The sequence below is a fragment of the Brackiella oedipodis DSM 13743 genome (genome assembly GCF_000621025.1).
GTDB classification, from domain to species: domain Bacteria; phylum Pseudomonadota; class Gammaproteobacteria; order Burkholderiales; family Burkholderiaceae_B; genus Oligella; species Oligella oedipodis.
On sequence record NZ_KK211205.1, the window covers coordinates 591,086 to 608,489 of the forward strand.

12 protein-coding genes are annotated in these 17,404 nt (G+C 42.6%); 3 read left to right on the top strand and 9 right to left on the bottom strand.

From position 1 onward, the window contains the following. Positions 1-66: 66 nt before the first annotated feature. The 8 genes from Q335_RS0106095 to Q335_RS0106130 all read right to left on the bottom strand — a co-directional run bounded on the left by Q335_RS0106095 (position 67) and on the right by Q335_RS0106130 (position 10,872). Positions 67-1,632, bottom strand: a complete 1,566-nt coding sequence (locus Q335_RS0106095; protein WP_028357866.1) for an ATP-binding cassette domain-containing protein — start codon at positions 1,630-1,632, stop codon at positions 67-69. Continuing rightward, a complete protein-coding gene (locus tag Q335_RS09495) occupies positions 1,622-3,226 on the bottom strand; it encodes an ATP-binding cassette domain-containing protein (protein ID WP_051532335.1) in 1,605 nt (534 codons plus the stop codon). Before Q335_RS09495 ends, Q335_RS0106095 begins: the two co-directional genes overlap by 11 nt. A gap of 223 nt (positions 3,227-3,449) precedes the next feature. Next, positions 3,450-5,684 carry a TonB-dependent receptor gene (locus Q335_RS09500; RefSeq protein ID WP_084493559.1) on the bottom strand — a complete coding sequence of 745 codons (2,235 nt, stop codon included), beginning with the start codon at positions 5,682-5,684 and terminating at the stop codon, positions 3,450-3,452. Positions 5,685-5,799: 115 nt separating this feature from the next. Beyond that, positions 5,800-6,753, bottom strand: a complete 954-nt coding sequence (locus tag Q335_RS0106110) for a siderophore ABC transporter substrate-binding protein (RefSeq protein WP_028357867.1) — start codon at positions 6,751-6,753, stop codon at positions 5,800-5,802. Beyond that, positions 6,743-7,525, bottom strand: a complete 783-nt coding sequence (locus tag Q335_RS0106115; RefSeq protein WP_028357868.1) for an iron ABC transporter ATP-binding protein — start codon at positions 7,523-7,525, stop codon at positions 6,743-6,745. Before Q335_RS0106115 ends, Q335_RS0106110 begins: the two co-directional genes overlap by 11 nt. Next, positions 7,518-8,471 carry an iron chelate uptake ABC transporter family permease subunit gene (locus Q335_RS09505; protein WP_051532337.1) on the bottom strand — a complete coding sequence of 318 codons (954 nt, stop codon included), beginning with the start codon at positions 8,469-8,471 and terminating at the stop codon, positions 7,518-7,520. The genes Q335_RS0106115 and Q335_RS09505 overlap by 8 nt, the downstream gene beginning before the upstream one ends. Further along, the gene (locus Q335_RS0106125) at positions 8,471-9,433 is read right to left on the bottom strand and encodes an ABC transporter permease (protein WP_051532338.1); all 963 of its coding nucleotides are present in this window, start codon (positions 9,431-9,433) and stop codon (positions 8,471-8,473) included. The genes Q335_RS09505 and Q335_RS0106125 overlap by 1 nt, the downstream gene beginning before the upstream one ends. A gap of 233 nt (positions 9,434-9,666) precedes the next feature. After that, entirely contained in the window at positions 9,667-10,872 is a 1,206-nt protein-coding gene (locus Q335_RS0106130; protein WP_028357870.1) for an amino acid aminotransferase, read from the bottom strand. 105 nt (positions 10,873-10,977) lie between these two features. On the opposite strand from Q335_RS0106130, the gene uvrB reads away from it, so the two are divergent. The 3 genes from uvrB (at position 10,978) to Q335_RS0106145 (ending at position 16,155) form a co-directional block, all read left to right on the top strand. After that, positions 10,978-13,005: an excinuclease ABC subunit UvrB gene (gene uvrB, locus Q335_RS0106135; RefSeq protein ID WP_028357871.1), complete on the top strand. Its 2,028-nt coding sequence runs from the start codon at positions 10,978-10,980 to the stop codon at positions 13,003-13,005. 268 nt (positions 13,006-13,273) lie between these two features. Continuing rightward, positions 13,274-15,523, top strand: a complete 2,250-nt coding sequence (locus Q335_RS0106140) for a nitric-oxide reductase large subunit (RefSeq protein ID WP_028357872.1) — start codon at positions 13,274-13,276, stop codon at positions 15,521-15,523. Between the two features lie 155 nt (positions 15,524-15,678). Continuing rightward, positions 15,679-16,155, top strand: coding sequence for a hypothetical protein (locus Q335_RS0106145; protein WP_156929896.1), 477 nt, complete (start codon positions 15,679-15,681; stop codon positions 16,153-16,155). Positions 16,156-16,203: 48 nt separating this feature from the next. Here Q335_RS0106145 and Q335_RS0106150 read toward each other — a convergent pair whose 3' ends face one another. After that, positions 16,204-17,106, bottom strand: a complete 903-nt coding sequence (locus tag Q335_RS0106150; protein ID WP_028357874.1) for a recombination-associated protein RdgC — start codon at positions 17,104-17,106, stop codon at positions 16,204-16,206. Positions 17,107-17,404 lie beyond the last annotated feature (298 nt).

The window sequence follows — 17,404 nt, forward strand, 5'->3', positions numbered from 1 at the left end:
TACCCAGTTATTTTCTATGATTTTTGGCAATAACGCAAGGCTTAATCACGCTAAGTTAAACGTAGATTATAAATAAATGACGTTGTCAGCTTGCCACCAGTCTTCGTTTTTGTGGGTACTAAAAATAATAGTTCGGTTGAGCGACTTAATGAATTCTATGACTTCTTTTTCGGTGGCTTCATCTAACGCTGAGGTCACTTCATCAAGGAGCAAAATTTCAGTGTTTTTGAGGATGGCCCGAGCAAGACATACACGTTGTTTCTCACCGCCTGATAGCATGGACCCATTGTGACCAACAAATTGATGAATGCCAGCCTTGTCTCTATGGATAACCTCAGAAAGACCTAGCTGTTTGGCAATATTTATGAGTTCTTGTTCACTAGCCTGATTACCTAAGCGCATATTTTCAGCTAAGGTTCCTGTAAATACAACAGGCTTTTGAGGTACGTAGGCCATTTGATCGACTAAGCAGGCATAGCGATAGTCTTTAAGAGAATGACCCGCAAGTTGTATATTTCCTTGCTCAGGATCGTCAAAACGCATGAGCAAATCGAACAACGTGGTTTTACCTGAGCCACTCGGGCCTTTTAGTTGTACTCGTTGATTTTCATTTATTGCAAAATTAATGCCTCGCAAAGTCGGACCATGCGATACATCCTCAACTTGCACAGGGAATAGTGGTGGCACTATGCGATCGATATCGCCTTCGCTAAGACTGGGGGCATGCGTTAACTCTTGATAGCTAATCAGCGTATGCTTAATCTTAGTAAGACTAAGAAAAGCGATGACTAAAGATTCACAAGGTGCCGAGGCTCTGGCAATTAGCATCACCCATATTAATAAATTGATTGCAGAAAAGTCGTTACCTAAGGCATAAATAAGCACCACAATGACAGGTAAGAGTGTGCTTAAATAAGATAAGAAAACAGCAAAAGCCGTCGCTTTGGCTAATTTGTTGGCGACTGCCTGCTTAGCTAACCAGATGTCTTGTAATTGAGATACAGACTTAGACATGCCCAATTCACTACGTCTTTGTTCAATGTTATCAATAAAGGCAGTGGTCGCTTGATTAATAGTTTCAGAAGCATGCTCCTGTTCTTGTGCTAAGGCGAGTAAGCGTTTTTGACCGATCCATTGTAAGCAAAATGTCAGTGCTAAGATTAGCAATGAAACTAAAGCTACCTGAACATTCAGCACTAGAACCATACCTATCGTGATAAAAATAGGCAAACATAATGCATGAACAAATAGTTGCAGGCTATGAGCGGGGACACTCATTAAAAACAAGACACCTTGAGTGGCCATGGAATTAATTTTTGATTGATTTTCCAGATTGAACCAAGACAGTTTTGCAAAATTTAGGGTTTGCTCTAATCCCTCATATAAGGTGCCAGCGACCTTGACGCCGCTTAAGTAACCACTTCTCGCCACTACTGTTGTTAATGCAATGCAAAGGATTGCCAGTCCCAAAATGATTAAGGGCGTCTGTTGCTTGATAATCGCATTAGCAAGCATTACATAAAATACCGCTTCGATTAAGGCGACCAATACCCAACCTATTGTGGTCTTGGTAATCAGAGGGCGAACTGGCTTTGGGATGAGTTCATATAGAGAGTGATTCTTATTGGTCATTCTGAATTTTCTCCATATCAATATGATGATCAGCTATTTCTATTAGGGCTGCGCTATGACTTACAACAATCAGCGATTTATGCTGATTTTTGGCGATTTGGGAAAGTACTGCACCCACGGCTTGGGTGTTGGCGTCATCAAGATGACTAGTAGGTTCGTCGAGTAGAATAATTTCAGCGTCACTTAAAAAAACTTTGGCAAGCACTAAACGTTGTAATTCACCACCTGAAAGCTGCATCACGGCTTTATCTAATGTCAGGGGTAAATTGGCTGTACGCAAAGCATCTTTTAGTTGTTTCGTACTGGCCTGAGGGTAGAGCTCCTTCAGGTATTGCTCTATAGAGGTTTGTGAGCTCTCTATAGTTGCTGCAGATTGGGGAATATACAATACTGTTTCATAAAAAGAATCTTCACTATATTCATGAATATCTTTGCCATTTATTGTGATTGAACCAGCATCAAGTAATTGCACGCCGGCTAGCGCTTTTAATAAAGTGGTTTTACCACGGCCACTTGAGGCTGTGATGACCGTGAGTTGATACGCCTGAAAGTGTATTGATAGTTGATTGATAACGGCTTTGTCGTTATAGGAAATAGTCGCTTTGTGCACAGCGATGACTAAGGGCCTATTCAGGTCTCTTAAATCGTCATGACCCCATACAATGACTGATGCTGCAAAAAAATCATTGAGTCTATTTAGAGCAGCTTTACCAGTACGAATGTAATCTACCCCATGACCTAATCTGAGTACTGGAATTACAAGCGCTAGACTAAAGAAAAGGGCGCCCACAATAACATCATACTGTTCTTGATAAGTTAGAAGATATACAAGAGCGAATGTGGTGACAGCTTGTAATAGTGCAGTTGCAAAGGCTGATAAGGTTGCCACTTTTTTGACCCAAATAAGCATTTCGCTTGAAAACTTAGCACTTTCTTCTCTGTAGCGTTTCAAAAAATTTTGCTCGGTGCCGTACATCCGTTGGATTTTAATTCCTTTAAAAAAATCATCGACGACTGTAAAGATATTTTTTACGACTTGCATTCTGGCTTCGCCATCTCTTGAGTCGGTATAAGGCACTACTAGCAAAAAGTATAAAGAGGCGATTACTGCTGGCACTAAGACCAACAACGCTTTTAGTCCAATGAGATTGACTAACAAGACAATAGAGACCATTGGTGTCACAAAAAAGCAAGCAAACTCAGTAGGAAAGTGAGCAATTAAATAATGAACACGGTTAATATCAGTCGTTAAAAGAGATTTTAGATCAGTCGATCCATACTTGTTTAGAGTGTTAGTGGGCAAATGCGCCATATGTTGCGCCGTCTGATAACGAACATTTTGCGCAAAGTTAGCCTCGGCAGCATGGGCAAAATAACTTGATAATGCATAGCTAATGGCTGATACTAGCCAAGCTAGCAAGCAATAAACCCAGCTATGCATCTCTTGACGTTTGGCAATGTCTAAAACCTCCCAGAAACCAAATAGCAGGCTTATTCCGGACAAAGAGATCAGCAAAATGCTGACACTTAACAACGGCAAGGGTTTCTTTAGCGCTTGCTTAGTTTTGGGAGATAAATACTGGAAACTTATCATTTGTGCCCTTTAGTGAGGTCAGTAATTAGTGCTTCAAGAACTTCTGAAAAACAACTTATATCGTGATGGTGAGGCAAAACGATCAAATGAGCCCAGGATTTTGAGGCAGCTAGGTGGTATTTCCTCCAGATTGTCTCTGAAGGGCAGGGGAAAGCGACGGTAGTAGAACCTTTGTAGCCTCTTGTGGTTTGTTGGGCTACATAGGTTTCTAGTTTGATTAGCCTTAGAAATTAATTGAAGCAGACACTTGATAGGTACGGCCTTGACCAACTGTTAGGAAACCGCTACCGCCACCAAGTACTTGGCCCGAACCCCAATATTTTTTATTACCTACATTATTAACCATTGCACGCAACGTGACATCGCGATTAGCAACCTTAGTACTATATCGGGCACCCACATCAAAAATAGTACGACTAGGAATCTCGACATCATTGGTTTGATCAAAATATTGTTTTGAACTCCAAGTCATATTCCCCGTCAGAGTTAAGCCTTCGATGTATGGCGTATCCCATTCCAAGCCGATCTTAGCTTGTTGTCGCGGTACACCTGGTGCTGTATTGCCTTCATTTTTTCCTGCAGCTGTTTCGGTGAGTTTAGGTTGAATATAAGCATAGCCTCCCATTAAACGCAAACGTGGCACAACCTCGCCTACAAAGGAATATTCCACACCTCGGTTGCGCTGTTCGCCGTCAAAAGAAAAAACATTGGTGTTAGGATCTGTATAACTGCTTGGCTTCTTAATTTGGAACAAACTAACTGTATTAGAAAACTGGTTGATATCAAATTTAAACCCTGCTTCCGCTTGCTTAGTTTTGTAAGGAGCAAAAATTTCGCCTGCATTTTCAGCAGTCAGTGGAGCAATAGCGCCCTGACTTAGGCCTTGCATATAATTGGCATAAATTGAAAATGCTGGCGTGACCTTGAATACCGCAGCAAACGCTGGAATGGTCGCATGTTCGTTATAATTGGTTCTGTCATCGGAAATGGGATCACGTTTTTTGTCATCGACTACCTGATGCCTTAAGCCCAAGGTCAGTTGCAAAGTGTCATCAAAGAGGTAGATATTGTCTGCTAAACCAAAACTATATAACTGCGTATCCCTATCTGTGATTTGCATCGAAGGCGATACATAAATTTCTTTACCCCATTTGGGATCATACAAATTAGTAGTAATCGTTTGTCTGGTTCTCCCCCCAAATTCATTAAGGTTTTCATCGTAATAGGTAGCATTAGCGACCACTTCATGACGGATGTTCCCAGTGTGGAATTTACCTCTTAAACCCACATCAGAGGAGAATTTTTCGACATTAAAGGCAAGGCCAGCTAAAGAGGTCGTGAATGTACCCTCTCCATCCTCGATGGTACCACCCGCTGCGCCATTATAGTGGTAGTCTGAGTAACTATAGCCTGCCTTCGCATAGGCAGAGAACTGGTCAGTAAAGTTATATTCAGAGCTTAAAATGGCTCCCTTATCGTACATTGTCACAAAAGACCAATCGGGGGTAATTAATTGATCTGGATCCGGCGGTGAAGGTAACTCACCATATTTACCGAGGCTAGAAATTCCTCGATTAACCCCATCTACATGGTCTTTACTGAAATATCCAGAAAGCGTGATATTACCTTTTTCGCCAGTCCAATCAAGCGTAGCCGAAACTATTTGATTTTTTATTCGTTGATCTTTGACGGGCCCCTCGCCGGCGCGGGTTAAGCCATTAAGCCGAATACCAAATTGCTTACTATCGCCAAAACGCCGTCCGAAATCTACATGGGCTGTACCATTACGACGGGACATATAACTACCGTTTAATTGAGTGATTGGCTCTGCTGTAGCTTTTTTGGGCATGACATTAATCACCCCTCCAACCGAACCTTTAGGAGACATACCATTCATGATAGCAGCAGGCCCTTTAAGCAATTGCACATTTTCATAAATTTCAGGGGAGGTTCTATAAAAGGGCGCCATCCCTATCAGACCATCAACGGTGACATCATTCGGGTCAACTAAAAAACCCCTAATTGCATAACTCTCACTCCATGATCCCACGGCATTGTTACTGAAAAAGCTTGGGTCTGATTTTTCTAGAACCTCTGTAAGCGTTTTGGCTTGCGTATCTTGGATATATTTTTCTGTGAAATTGGTCACACTGAACGGTACATCCTTATTATCCTTTTTTCCAAGGAAACCAAGATCATTAGTGACTGCAACTTGCCCACCTGGATAGGTTTGGTAATCGCTATTAACAATAATGGGGGCTAATTGAGATACGGCTGGTGATGATTGTAGAGTGTCTTGTGCAAAGACAGTTTGAGGAAATCCTAGTGCAAATAATATTGCACAAAGCGGTTTAGGTTTTATAATTTTACTGACTGACTGACTGACTGACTGACTGACTGACTGACTGACTGATGGGTACGCATTTGTCTTCCTTTTGTAAAATATAATAATTATCATTTTGATAGGTAATTATATTTTGTTACTTTTCGTAAAGCGAGGCTTTGCTACATTTTGTGGTCATAGTGTTGTAAATACATAACGCTTTACTACACGCTGCTGCTTACAATTGGCTTTACTGGTAGCCTTTTAGCACATCATCGATAATGATTTTGAGAGCGTTAGGACTCGCAGCGGTGGTATACCAAGCGTCACCATCAACAAAAATAACCTCATCATTTTTCCAGGCTTTTGTTTGTTCTAATAGTGGATTTTTGATACTAGATTTATCCACGTTTTTTTTGTTTTCCATCACAGCCGTGCGATCAATAATATAAATTATATCTGGATCTGCTTGGTTTATTAGTTCGCTAGAAATAGGATAGCCATGCAAACTACCTTTTGATATGTTTGCCGCTGGTTTTACACCTAGATCATGAAAAATAAATCCGTATCTAGATTCAACCCCAAAATTGCTAAAACTGCCGTTGTTATGTAATAAGACTAAAGCTTTTTTTGGACTTTTTTCAGTAATAGACTTAGTTTCATTGACGCGTTTGTCAAGATCCGCTGTTATCTCTTGCGCTTTTGTCTCCTGGTTAAATAAGCGACCAAGGTCAGATAAATGTTTTTTGAGGTTACTCAGATAGTTATGGCTATTTTTATAATCGATGTCGTAGCGTACAACTGGCGCAACTTCCTCAAGTTTTGTATAGTTGGCATCGTGCAAAGGCGAAGACAAAATTAAGTCTGGCTTGGCTTTGTAGACTTTTTCGAGATTAGGCTGCACGATAGCGCCTGTATCCGCAATATCTTTGTCTTTTGCGTAGCGTTTCAAGTAGCTCGGTATAAAGTCATGAGGCATTGCCACAAAATTCACTCCTAGCAAATCCAAAAAATCCACATCATTCATATCTAATGCGACGACTCTTTTAGGTATTGCTGATACGGTTGCTTCACCAAGTTGGTGCTTGATCGTAACGCTCGTTTGATCCGACCCATTAGGAGTGCCTTGTTCTGATTGTGAATCATTGCAGCCAGCTAATAACGCCATCATTATCAAGCAAGCACCTAAAGATTTAAACGACATCACGTCCTCCTTTTGTTTGAAAGTAATTACAGAAAATTGCTCGTTCTTGTTGGATAATTTCAAAATTTATACCGTATAAATCTCGTAAATTATTGGCATTAATAACTTCTTGTGGCGTCCCTTGACAATAAAGTTCCCCTTCTTTGAGCGCCACGATATAGTCAGAGAAATTACTGGCAAAATTAATATCGTGTATCACTAATACAATGGTTTTGTGTTTATAAAGTTTGAGGTGATTCAGTGCTTGCATTAACTCGACGGAGTGTTTGATATCAAGATTGTTAAGAGGCTCATCAAGCAACAAACAAGGCGTATCTTGTGCCAGTGCCATTGCTAAATAAGCCATTTGTTTTTGGCCACCACTAAGCTCATTAATTTGCTCATTTGCAATTTGCTTCAATCCCAAGAATTCAATGGACTCTGCAACGATGCGATGATCGCTGTCGCTCAAATAGCCTCTGCCATGGGGAAAACGACCAAACTCCACCAATTCTTTTACAGTTAAGCGAAAGTGATTGTCCAAGTGCTGGCGTTGGGTAGCTACTTTTTTTGCATATTCTGCGCTTACAATATTGCTAATATCTTGATTGCTAAGGAAAATGCTACCGGATGTGGGTGTTAATAGCTTAGCCATCATCATTAAAAGTGTGGATTTACCCGCTCCATTGGGTCCTATTAAGGAGGTAATAGTTTGCGGCAGGAAACTCACAGAGCAGTTTTTGAGCACATATTTCTCGTTATATTTTTTGGAAATATTTTGGATATCAAACATAATTTTTCTTAATAATTAGCGTTACAAAAAAGTAAATGCCACAAACCAGGTTCATCAAAATATTGACAGTAGTTTGATAATTAAATACATGTTCGACGAGTAACTGAGTGCTGATAAAGAAGAAAACAGTTAATAAGCTCGCGATTGGCAAGATATTTTTGTGTTTACTTCTGTGACTCAGGGCGTAAGCGATATTCGAAATAAAAATACCTATAAAACCAGTTAAACCGATAAGACTTGTCAGAATCGCCGTTAGCACAGAAATGATGGACAAGAACAACCCCAAATAAAATGCATAATTAACCCCCAGTGATTGCGCTTGTTCTTTGCCCAGGGTCATCACATCCAACACACCTAGCAATCTCTGGATCATAACTACTGCTATGACAGTCACAATGGCACTAAGAATTAACATCGGAAGATTGGCACGATTAAATGAGGTATGGGTCATGCTTTGCAATATAGAAAATTCGCCGGGATTGATACTAAATTGTATGAACTGCGAGACAGTCAGTAACACCATTGAAAATACGAACCCAAAAAGCAAAAACACAAACATATCGCCCTTACACATTGGCAATAAATATTTATGTAAAACAAAAGCATAAATCGAAACCACGGCGATGGAACTAATGAACCCGCCTAACACCCCAAAGGACGTCACACCCGCTGTACCAAAAATTAGCACTAACACAGACTGCCAGACTAAGTAGACAGTTTCATACCCCATGACTGAGGGCACAAGAATACGATTATTCGTTAATGTTTGAAAGATTATGGCTGAGTAGGCTATACAAAGACTGCTCACCACAATTGTTGCTAAGCGCAACAAGCGGTGTGGAATGATATGAGAAAAATCCAAATCTGAGTCATACAACAAAAAAACAAACATGAGAATAAGCGTGATCGCCGGCAAGCAATAACTGATGACCTTTTTCGATAACATTATTTATAGGTCCTCAAAATGAGAAAAATAAAAACAACGCCACCTGTGAAACCTGCTGTCAAACCAATAGGTATTTCTAGTGGATAGACAAGCAATCGACTCATGAGATCACAGAAAATTGTAAAAACAGCACCTCCAAGAGCGTTAATAGACAGGGTGTTAGAGAGATTATCACCATATTTAATGGCGACAATATTAGGAATAACTAAACCCACAAATGGAATAGCACCAACAATCACAACAGAAATGGAAACCATACAAGACACTAATACCAAGCCCAAAATTGTGATGGCTTTATAGCGTAAACCGAGACTAGTGGCCACATCTTTACCAAGATTCAGTAGGGTAAAGTGACGAGTAAAAAAAGTGATAATGATAATGGTAGGTATCAGCAAATAAATCGCTTCATAATGCCCCTGCACCACTTTAGAAAAGTCGCCCACTAACCAGTTTTGCATATCTTGCATCATATTGTTTTGATAAGCATAAAATTCGGCTATTGCACTCAGCACGCTGCCAAACATCAGACCTATGATGGGTATAAGAACAGGATTGTGCAAAATCACTCGCTGGCTAATTACGATAAAAATAGCGCAAGCAACAAAACAAAAAACGACAGCAAATAATAATTTAAGTAAAACGCTATCAGCTTCAATGGTGCTAAGCGATACCAAAATCCCTAATTTAGCCGCATCCATACTGCCTGTCGTGCTCGGCTCGGCGAAGCGATTATGAGTAATATGCTGCAGTATGATGCCAGACATGGCCAGACCAATTCCACATAGCGCGAGTGTAAAAAGTCTAGGAAAACGGCTAGTGAGCAGGGTAAACCATAGATCTGATAAATCTAAAGATGAGAGGTGGTATTCTTTGGCGCCTATAAGCAATGACAAGACACTCAAAGCGATCAACAACAATCCTAGGGTGAGTTTGGGTTTGAAGAAGGACGAGGTAGATGACATAAGCGACAGATTAATTATTATAATATTGAGACTTATTATCGATTATAGCGATGCTAGTGCCATTTGCCTACGTAGATTATAAATTGCCTATCGTTTTTAAGCATAATACCTAGCATTAGGTTGTATTGATTAGTTTTTCAAAAGCTTGTACGACGTCTCCCACAATCTAGACGCGTCAAATAAAAAAAGCATACCTTTCTAGATATGCTTTTTTAATGTTGGATCATCTGCACTCAGTCTTTAAGCACTGCAGCAATAGACTGAGCAACATAATCGATATTGCTCGAATTAAGTGCAGCAACGCAAATACGACCGCTCTTGACGGCATAGATACCGTAATCATTGATCAATTTATTGACCTGCTCTGGGGTTAAGCCAGAGAAAGAAAACATACCGCGTTGCTCTTTGACATAATCAAAATTCTGTTGGGCACCGACTTTTTTGATGCCTTCGACCAATTCGTTACGCATTTTTTTGATGCGATCACGCATTTGTGCCAGCTCTTCTTCCCACATTTGATAAAGCTCAGGTGTATTGAGTACCTTAGCGACAATTGCAGCCCCAAAAATAGGTGGGTTAGAGTAGTTGCTGCGGATCACAATTTTGATTTGGCTAAGGACTTTTTGGGCGGTTTCTCGGCTGTCGGTCAAGACGGTTAGTGCGCCCACGCGTTGGCCATAAAAAGAGAAAGACTTAGAAAAGGATGAGCTAATGAGTGCATCTAAACCAGCCTCATCAAAAATCTTGACAGCGGTATTGTCTTGATCAAGACCCTCCCCAAAGCCTTGATAAGCAATATCTAAGAAAGGCACGAGTTGTTTGTCTTTGACAATTTGGGCGATTTCTTGCCATTGCTCTTTAGAGAGATCAACGCCGGTAGGGTTGTGGCAGCAAGCATGTAAAACGACGATACTATCGGCTTGTAAGTTATTGAGGAAGGCCTTGAGGGCGTCAAACTTGATGCCGTGGGTCTCTGGGTCGTAGTAGGGGTAGGTTTCTACCTTGAAACCCGAACGCTCAAAAATACCACGATGGTTGGCCCAACTAGGATCACTAATGTAGACCGTAGAATTTGGTTTAGCAATGCGCAAAAAGTCGGCGCCGACTTTGAGGGCGCCTGTCCCGCCAAGCGCCTCTACAGTGATTGCACGTTTGGCTTGACGAGCAGGGGATTTCTCACCTAGAAGAAGCTTTTGGGCGGCTTCGTTGTAAGTTTTGAGGCCATCGATAGGTAAATAAGCATAGGGTTTGCGCTCGGCAGCTAACTGTTTCTCTGCTTCTTGCACAGCCTTGAGAACCGGTATCTGACCGTTATCATCACTATAAACACCCACGCCAAGATTGACTTTGTTGTTGCGTGTATCGGCCGCAAATTGCTCGTTTAAACCAAGAATAGGATCACGGGGTGCCATCTCGACGTGGCTGAAAAGTTTTGTCATTTTGGGTATACCTAAATTGATGGATGGTGGGTCTACTATGGATAATCTTATATTACCCCTTTAAACTATAGAGTTTACACCTATAGAGTAAAAAAATAGAAAACAATGAGTCAAGCCGAATTTAAAAATTTTCCGGATAGTCCTTTTCAGTTGTATCAGCCCTATGCGCCTGCTGGAGATCAGCCTAATGCCATCAAACAGCTGGTGCAAGGTGTGCAAGACGGTTTGATGTTTCAGACGCTCTTGGGGGTGACGGGCTCGGGCAAGACGTACACTATGGCCAATACCATTGCTCGTCTAGGTCGTCCCGCCTTGATTTTGGCCCCCAACAAGACCTTAGCGGCGCAACTTTATGCGGAAATGCGCGAGTTTTTTCCGCGCAATGCGGTGGAGTATTTTGTTTCATACTACGATTATTATCAGCCTGAGGCCTATGTGCCTTCGCGTGACTTGTTCATTGAAAAAGATTCAGCTGTCAACGATCAAATTGAGCAGATGCGTTTATCTGCTACCAAGAGTCTATTAGAGCGCCGAGACACGGTGATTGTTGGCACGGTTTCGACCATTTATGGTATTGGTAATCCCTCTGATTACCACTCTATGGTGTTATTTGTACGCACGGGTGATGTCATCCCACGCCAAGAATTGATTGGACGCCTCGTGTCTATGCAATATGAGCGTAATGATATGGAGTTTACGCGCGGTCATTTTCGAGTGCGTGGGGAGATTATCGATGTTTTCCCCGCAGAGAATGCTGAGATGGCCGTACGTTTGACCTTGTTTGATGATGAAATCGAAAAAATCGAAGTGTTTGATCCCCTCACAGGCAAGGTACAACGTTCTTTACCGCGCTTTGCTATTTATCCAAGTTCGCACTATGTCACCCCAAGACCGACGATTTTGCGTGCGATAGAAACCATTAAGCAGGAACTTTCAGAACGGCTGGCGTATTTTTATGAGCATGGCAATCTGGTCGAAGCACAACGTTTGGATCAGCGCACGCGCTTTGATCTAGAAATGCTGCATGAGCTAGGCTTTTGTAAAGGCATTGAGAACTACTCGCGCCATTTATCAGGGGCAGAACCAGGTGAGGCACCACCGACCTTAATTGATTATTTACCCGCAGATGCCATTATGTTTTTTGATGAAAGTCACGTCATGATGGGGCAGCTACGGGCTATGTATCGGGGTGATCGTTCCCGTAAAGAAACGCTCGTGCAATATGGTTTTCGTTTACCTTCGGCGATGGATAATCGCCCACTCAAGATCGAGGAATTCGAACAACGCATGCGACAAAGCATTTTTGTCTCTGCGACCCCCGCCGATTATGAAGCTGAGCGTTCAGACCAAATTGTCGAGCAAGTGGTGCGACCTACGGGTCTGCTTGACCCGGTGGTAGAAGTGCGTTCGGCCATTACCCAAGTCGATGATTTATTAGGTGAAGCCAAATTGCGGATCGCCCAAGGCGAACGCGTCTTAGTGACGACCCTCACGAAACGCATGGCCGAGGACCTCACTGAGTATTTGACAGAAAACCGTCTTAAAGTGCGTTATTTGCATTCAGACATTGATACGGTCGAACGGGTTGAAATCATTCGCGATTTGCGTCTGGGTAAGTTTGATGTCTTAGTGGGTATTAACTTACTACGAGAGGGCTTAGATATCCCGGAAGTCTCCTTAGTTGCTATTTTAGATGCTGATAAAGAAGGCTTTTTGCGTTCTGAGCGTAGTTTGATTCAAACCATTGGTCGGGCCGCACGCAATGTCCGAGGCACGGCCATTTTGTATGCTGAGCATGTGACTGACTCCATGCGTCGAGCCATGGACGAAACAGAGAGACGTCGTGCCAAACAAATGGCCTTTAATACCGAACATGGCATCACGCCGACCAGCATTCATAAAGCCGTCAAAGAAATGATTGATGGCGTGATGTCCGATGCCGAAGTCGCGTCTACGAGTGAAATCGAAGATCTCAAACGCTTTGAAGGCGATCAAAAGGCTTTGTCCAAAGAAATCAAAAAACTCGAAAAACAAATGCTTGAGCATGCCAAAAATCTGGAATTTGAAGAGGCGGCGGCAGCTCGCGATCGTCTCCAAAAACTTCAACAGCATTTATTACTCAGTTCGAGTTAGTCTCTTGCGCTCATGGTGCTTGATCTTATAATTATTCTGATTTTTTTTGGAATCACCGCTGACTAAGCCTTTTTTATTACAAAAATTAGTACTAATGACTTAGTATTATCCTCAGCTAAGTTAGGGCTTTGATACCTAATTGCTCTCAGTCGCTATACACTGCAAGTGTACTGTAATGTTTCATTGTGTCAACGTTGTAACGAGTTATTGCAGTGCAGACTTTTCGAGGCCGATAGGCGGCTACGTGTTATTTAGATAAGGAGCAATTATGAGGGAATACAAAAAGCTTTGGCTGAGTTTATTCGTCGTATTAGCGCTGACTTTGACAATATTAGGCTTCTTTGGTGCGGATGTTTATCGCAATGCGCCGCCAATTCCTAATCAATTCAAAGTGCAATCCAGCGGTGAGGTGCTATTGACCAAAGACGATATTTTGTTGGGTCAATCGGCCTGGCAGAGTAGTGGTGGTATGGAAGTCGGTTCGATTTGGGGGCACGGTGCCTACCAAGCACCCGATTGGACTGCCGATTGGTTACATCGTGAACTCGAAAATTGGTTAGCGCTGGCGGCTCAAGAGCAATACCACAAACCGTATGAGGATTTGGATGAAGCACAACAAACGTTGCTCCAAGTCGCTCTCAAAAAAGAATATAGACAAAACACCTATGATCAAAACCAAGGTGTGGTCTATATTTCCGCACGTCGGGCCGCTGCCATCGCCAACACCGCAAAATATTACGAAGGCTTATATGGTGATGATCCAGCCTTAGCGCAGACGCGATCTGACTATGCCATGAAAAACAATGCCTTAGCAGAGCCAGAGCACAGAGAGGCCTTAAGTCGCTTTTTCTTCTGGACAGCCTGGGCAGCGGCTACGGATAGACCAGGAGAAGAGGTTACCTATACTAATAATTGGCCGCACGAACCCTTAATAGGTAATGTGCCTTCAGCCGAAAATATTATGTGGTCCTTAGCCTGTATTATCGTGTTGCTAGCAGGCATTGGCCTGCTGGTGTGGGGCTGGGCGTTTTTACGTCGCACTGACCCTGATCAAGTCACACCGTCAAAGGTCGATCCCATTACGAAGATTCCTCTTACAGAATCCCAAAAGGCTTTGGGTAAATATTGCTTCTTAACGGTGGCTTTATTTATTGTTCAGGTATTTTTGGGGGGCGCCGTTGCGCATTACACCATTGAGGGACAGTCTTTCTATGGCTTGCCTTTAGCTGAATGGTTCCCTTATGCACTTTTGCGCACCTGGCATTTACAAAGTGCGATTTTATGGATTGCGACAGGTTTTTTGACGGCAGGCTTATTTTTGGCGCCTATTATCAATGGTGGTCAAGATCCTAAATGGCAAAAAGCCGGCGTTAATTTTTTGTTTATCGCCTTATTGATCGTGACAGTGGGTTCTTTTGCGGGTCAATACCTGGCCATTAACGGTCATATGCCGCGTAATTTGAACTTTATGTGGGGTCATCAAGGTTATGAATACCTAGATTTAGGCCGGATATGGCAAATCCTTTTATTTGTCGGTATTGCTTTCTGGCTCTTTTTAATGCTCCGTGGCATGCGTCAAGCCTTCAAACAAAAAGGAGACAAAAATCTCTTGGCCTTGTTTGTGGCTTCCGTAGTGGCGATTGGTCTCTTCTATGGATCAGGTTTGTTCTATGGTGAGCACTCCAACCTATCCGTGATGGAGTATTGGCGTTGGTGGGTCGTGCATTTGTGGGTAGAGGGCTTTTTTGAGGTCTTTGCTACGGCAGCCATGGCCTTTATCTTCTATAACATGGGCTTACTCTCCATACGCATGGCGACCGTGGCTCCCTTAGCCTCTGCCTCTTTGTTTATGGCGGGTGGTATCCCAGGCACTTTCCATCACCTCTATTTTGCGGGTACAACCACACCTGTCTTAGCCGTTGGAGCGTCTTTTAGTGCTTTCGAAGTGGTGCCGTTAATGCTCTTGGGTTATGAAGCCTGGGAAAACTGGCACATGCAGCACAAAGCACCGTGGATGCAACGTTTACGTTGGCCTATCATGATGTTTGTTGGCTGTAGCTTTTGGAATATGATGGGGGCAGGTGTCTTTGGTTTTATGATTAATACACCGTTAATGCTGTATTACATTCAAGGGCTCAATACCACCGCTGTACATGCGCATACGGCCTTATTCGGGGTCTATGGCTTCTTGGCCATTGGCTTTGTGTTGATGACGCTGGTCTATATCCGTCGCGAGTTTGTCTTTAGTGAGCGTAGAATGCGCCGAGGCTTCTGGTTGCTTAATATTGGCTTAGCGGGTATGGTGCTGCTCAGTCTGTTACCGATAGGTATTATCCAATTTCATGCGAGTGCGAGTGTTGGGCTTTGGTATGCGCGTAGCCAAGCGTTTATGCAGCAAGATATCTTGCACACATTGCGCTGGCTTCGTACCATTCCCGACGTCGTCTTTATCGTGGGAGCGCTCTTTATTTTCTGGGAAGTGCTCAGAGGCCTATTTGTAAAAAATAGAATAAATTAAGGATTTATGGTATAAAATTAGACAAGCCGACTTTAGCAATAAGGTCGGCTTAATTCTTTAGATTTTGCATACTGTTTTGCTTTTTGAGCTGAGTCATAATGTATATCACACCGCGGTCAAAAATACTTATTACTGCAATTATTGCAGTCACATTTGTGGCGGTAGCTCTCACAGGCTTATTTAGTACTGAGCAAACTCCAGAACCTGTGCAATCTGCAGCGTCGAGCCAAACAACCCAAGAGCAAGATGACGTTATCATTAAATCCCTCACTAACAACACCCAAAATGTGGTCTTTGAACCGCATAACACCTTAAGTTATGTGGGCTACATAGAGGGAGCGGGCTATGGTTCTTATCAGTTCTACGCCCAGCATAATCAGCGTTTTACGGCCTCTCTGGCTGATCAATCGAATAAATTTGAAATGATTATGTTCGGCCCAGAGACTCAAGTCATCAAAAGCGGCAAGAGCTATACCATCCCCGCCAATGGTCTATATGAGTTGCGCGTAGTCTTTAAAAATGACGTTGAGCGCAAACAAGAGCAAGATCAAGCGCGCGATAAATCGGTACCGCAAATTTATAATATTACCTTGTCCCTTAAGAACCCAATCTTGCCCAAAATGTCCGACTAATCGATCTGCCATGGTCTAGCAGTAGCCACGAGTGTGGCCTTAATGTGCTTAGTTGACTGGTTTTAAGCCGCCCAGTGCTTCTGTGAGGTCTTGCAGGAGTTGCGCCAAGGTACGACTCATTAAGGTCATATCCGCATCAAATTGCTCGGTTTCATCAAAACTACCGAGTTCTTTTTCTTCTGACAATAACTCAAGCGGCGTGATTTTTTTGAGAGTGAGGGTATCATCCAAGACAAACGATACTCTGTCTTGCCAAGTTAAGCCCAATTTGGAACAAATTTTGCCAGACTCGACATGCTTAGCTACCTCGGATTGTTCGGGCGTGATATTGGCAAAACGAATGGTGGCGCGCTCTTGTTGGGTTGACTTAAATTCAGTATGTGGATCAATGCTAAAACCAGCAGGCGCTTGGTCGGTATATAACCATTCGGTCATGGCTGTACTAGGAGAAATAGCCGTCATATATGATTGAATGGGCATGGGATTGAGCACTTTGACCAATTGTGAAATGACCTCGTCGGCCTTGGTGGGAGAGGCGGCATCAATCACCAAATAGTGGTGCTCTAGATCAAGATACAAGCGGGTTTCACGATAAATACTAAAGGCCTTTGGGAGTAGCGTATCGGTCACTAACTCTTTGATTTCTTTGAGTTGCTTGCGGCCAGGACGATAGCCTTGTTGCTCTTCGACTTCTTTGGCTTTTTCGCGGGCAAATTGATTAATTACCGAAGCAGGTAAGAGCTTTTTTTCGGCCTTTAGGGACAAAAATAAAACGTTTTGTAAACCATAAACCAAATCCGCATCAGCCATCACTGGCACCCAGCCAAACTGCGTGTCTCTGCCAGGGTTACCTGGGTTAAAAGCATGCGGCTGTAGTGCCTCAGAAAGCGCTTCGGCCGTGATATGCCAGTTCGGATTTAAACGATATATTTTTAAGTTTTTGAACCACATAATGAGTTTGCTTCTGAAAAAGAAAGTCTTATATTGTAGCGCGACTGATAGCGTCGTGATGCCTCAAGTCAGTGTCATAGGTAATGAAAATGGCAACGACCACAACGTCCACCTCGGCAGGTTTTATTGTAGAAGAAAGGCAGGCCGCGCGTGCTAAAATGGATCAATAAATCACAGTAGACAGAAAGTTCACAACTGTATAAATATACAGTATAATATCGATCATAATTCTAGCCAAGAATGGATCACAGACATAGGGGTCATTAATGTCATTAGTGACATTAGTGACATTTGTATG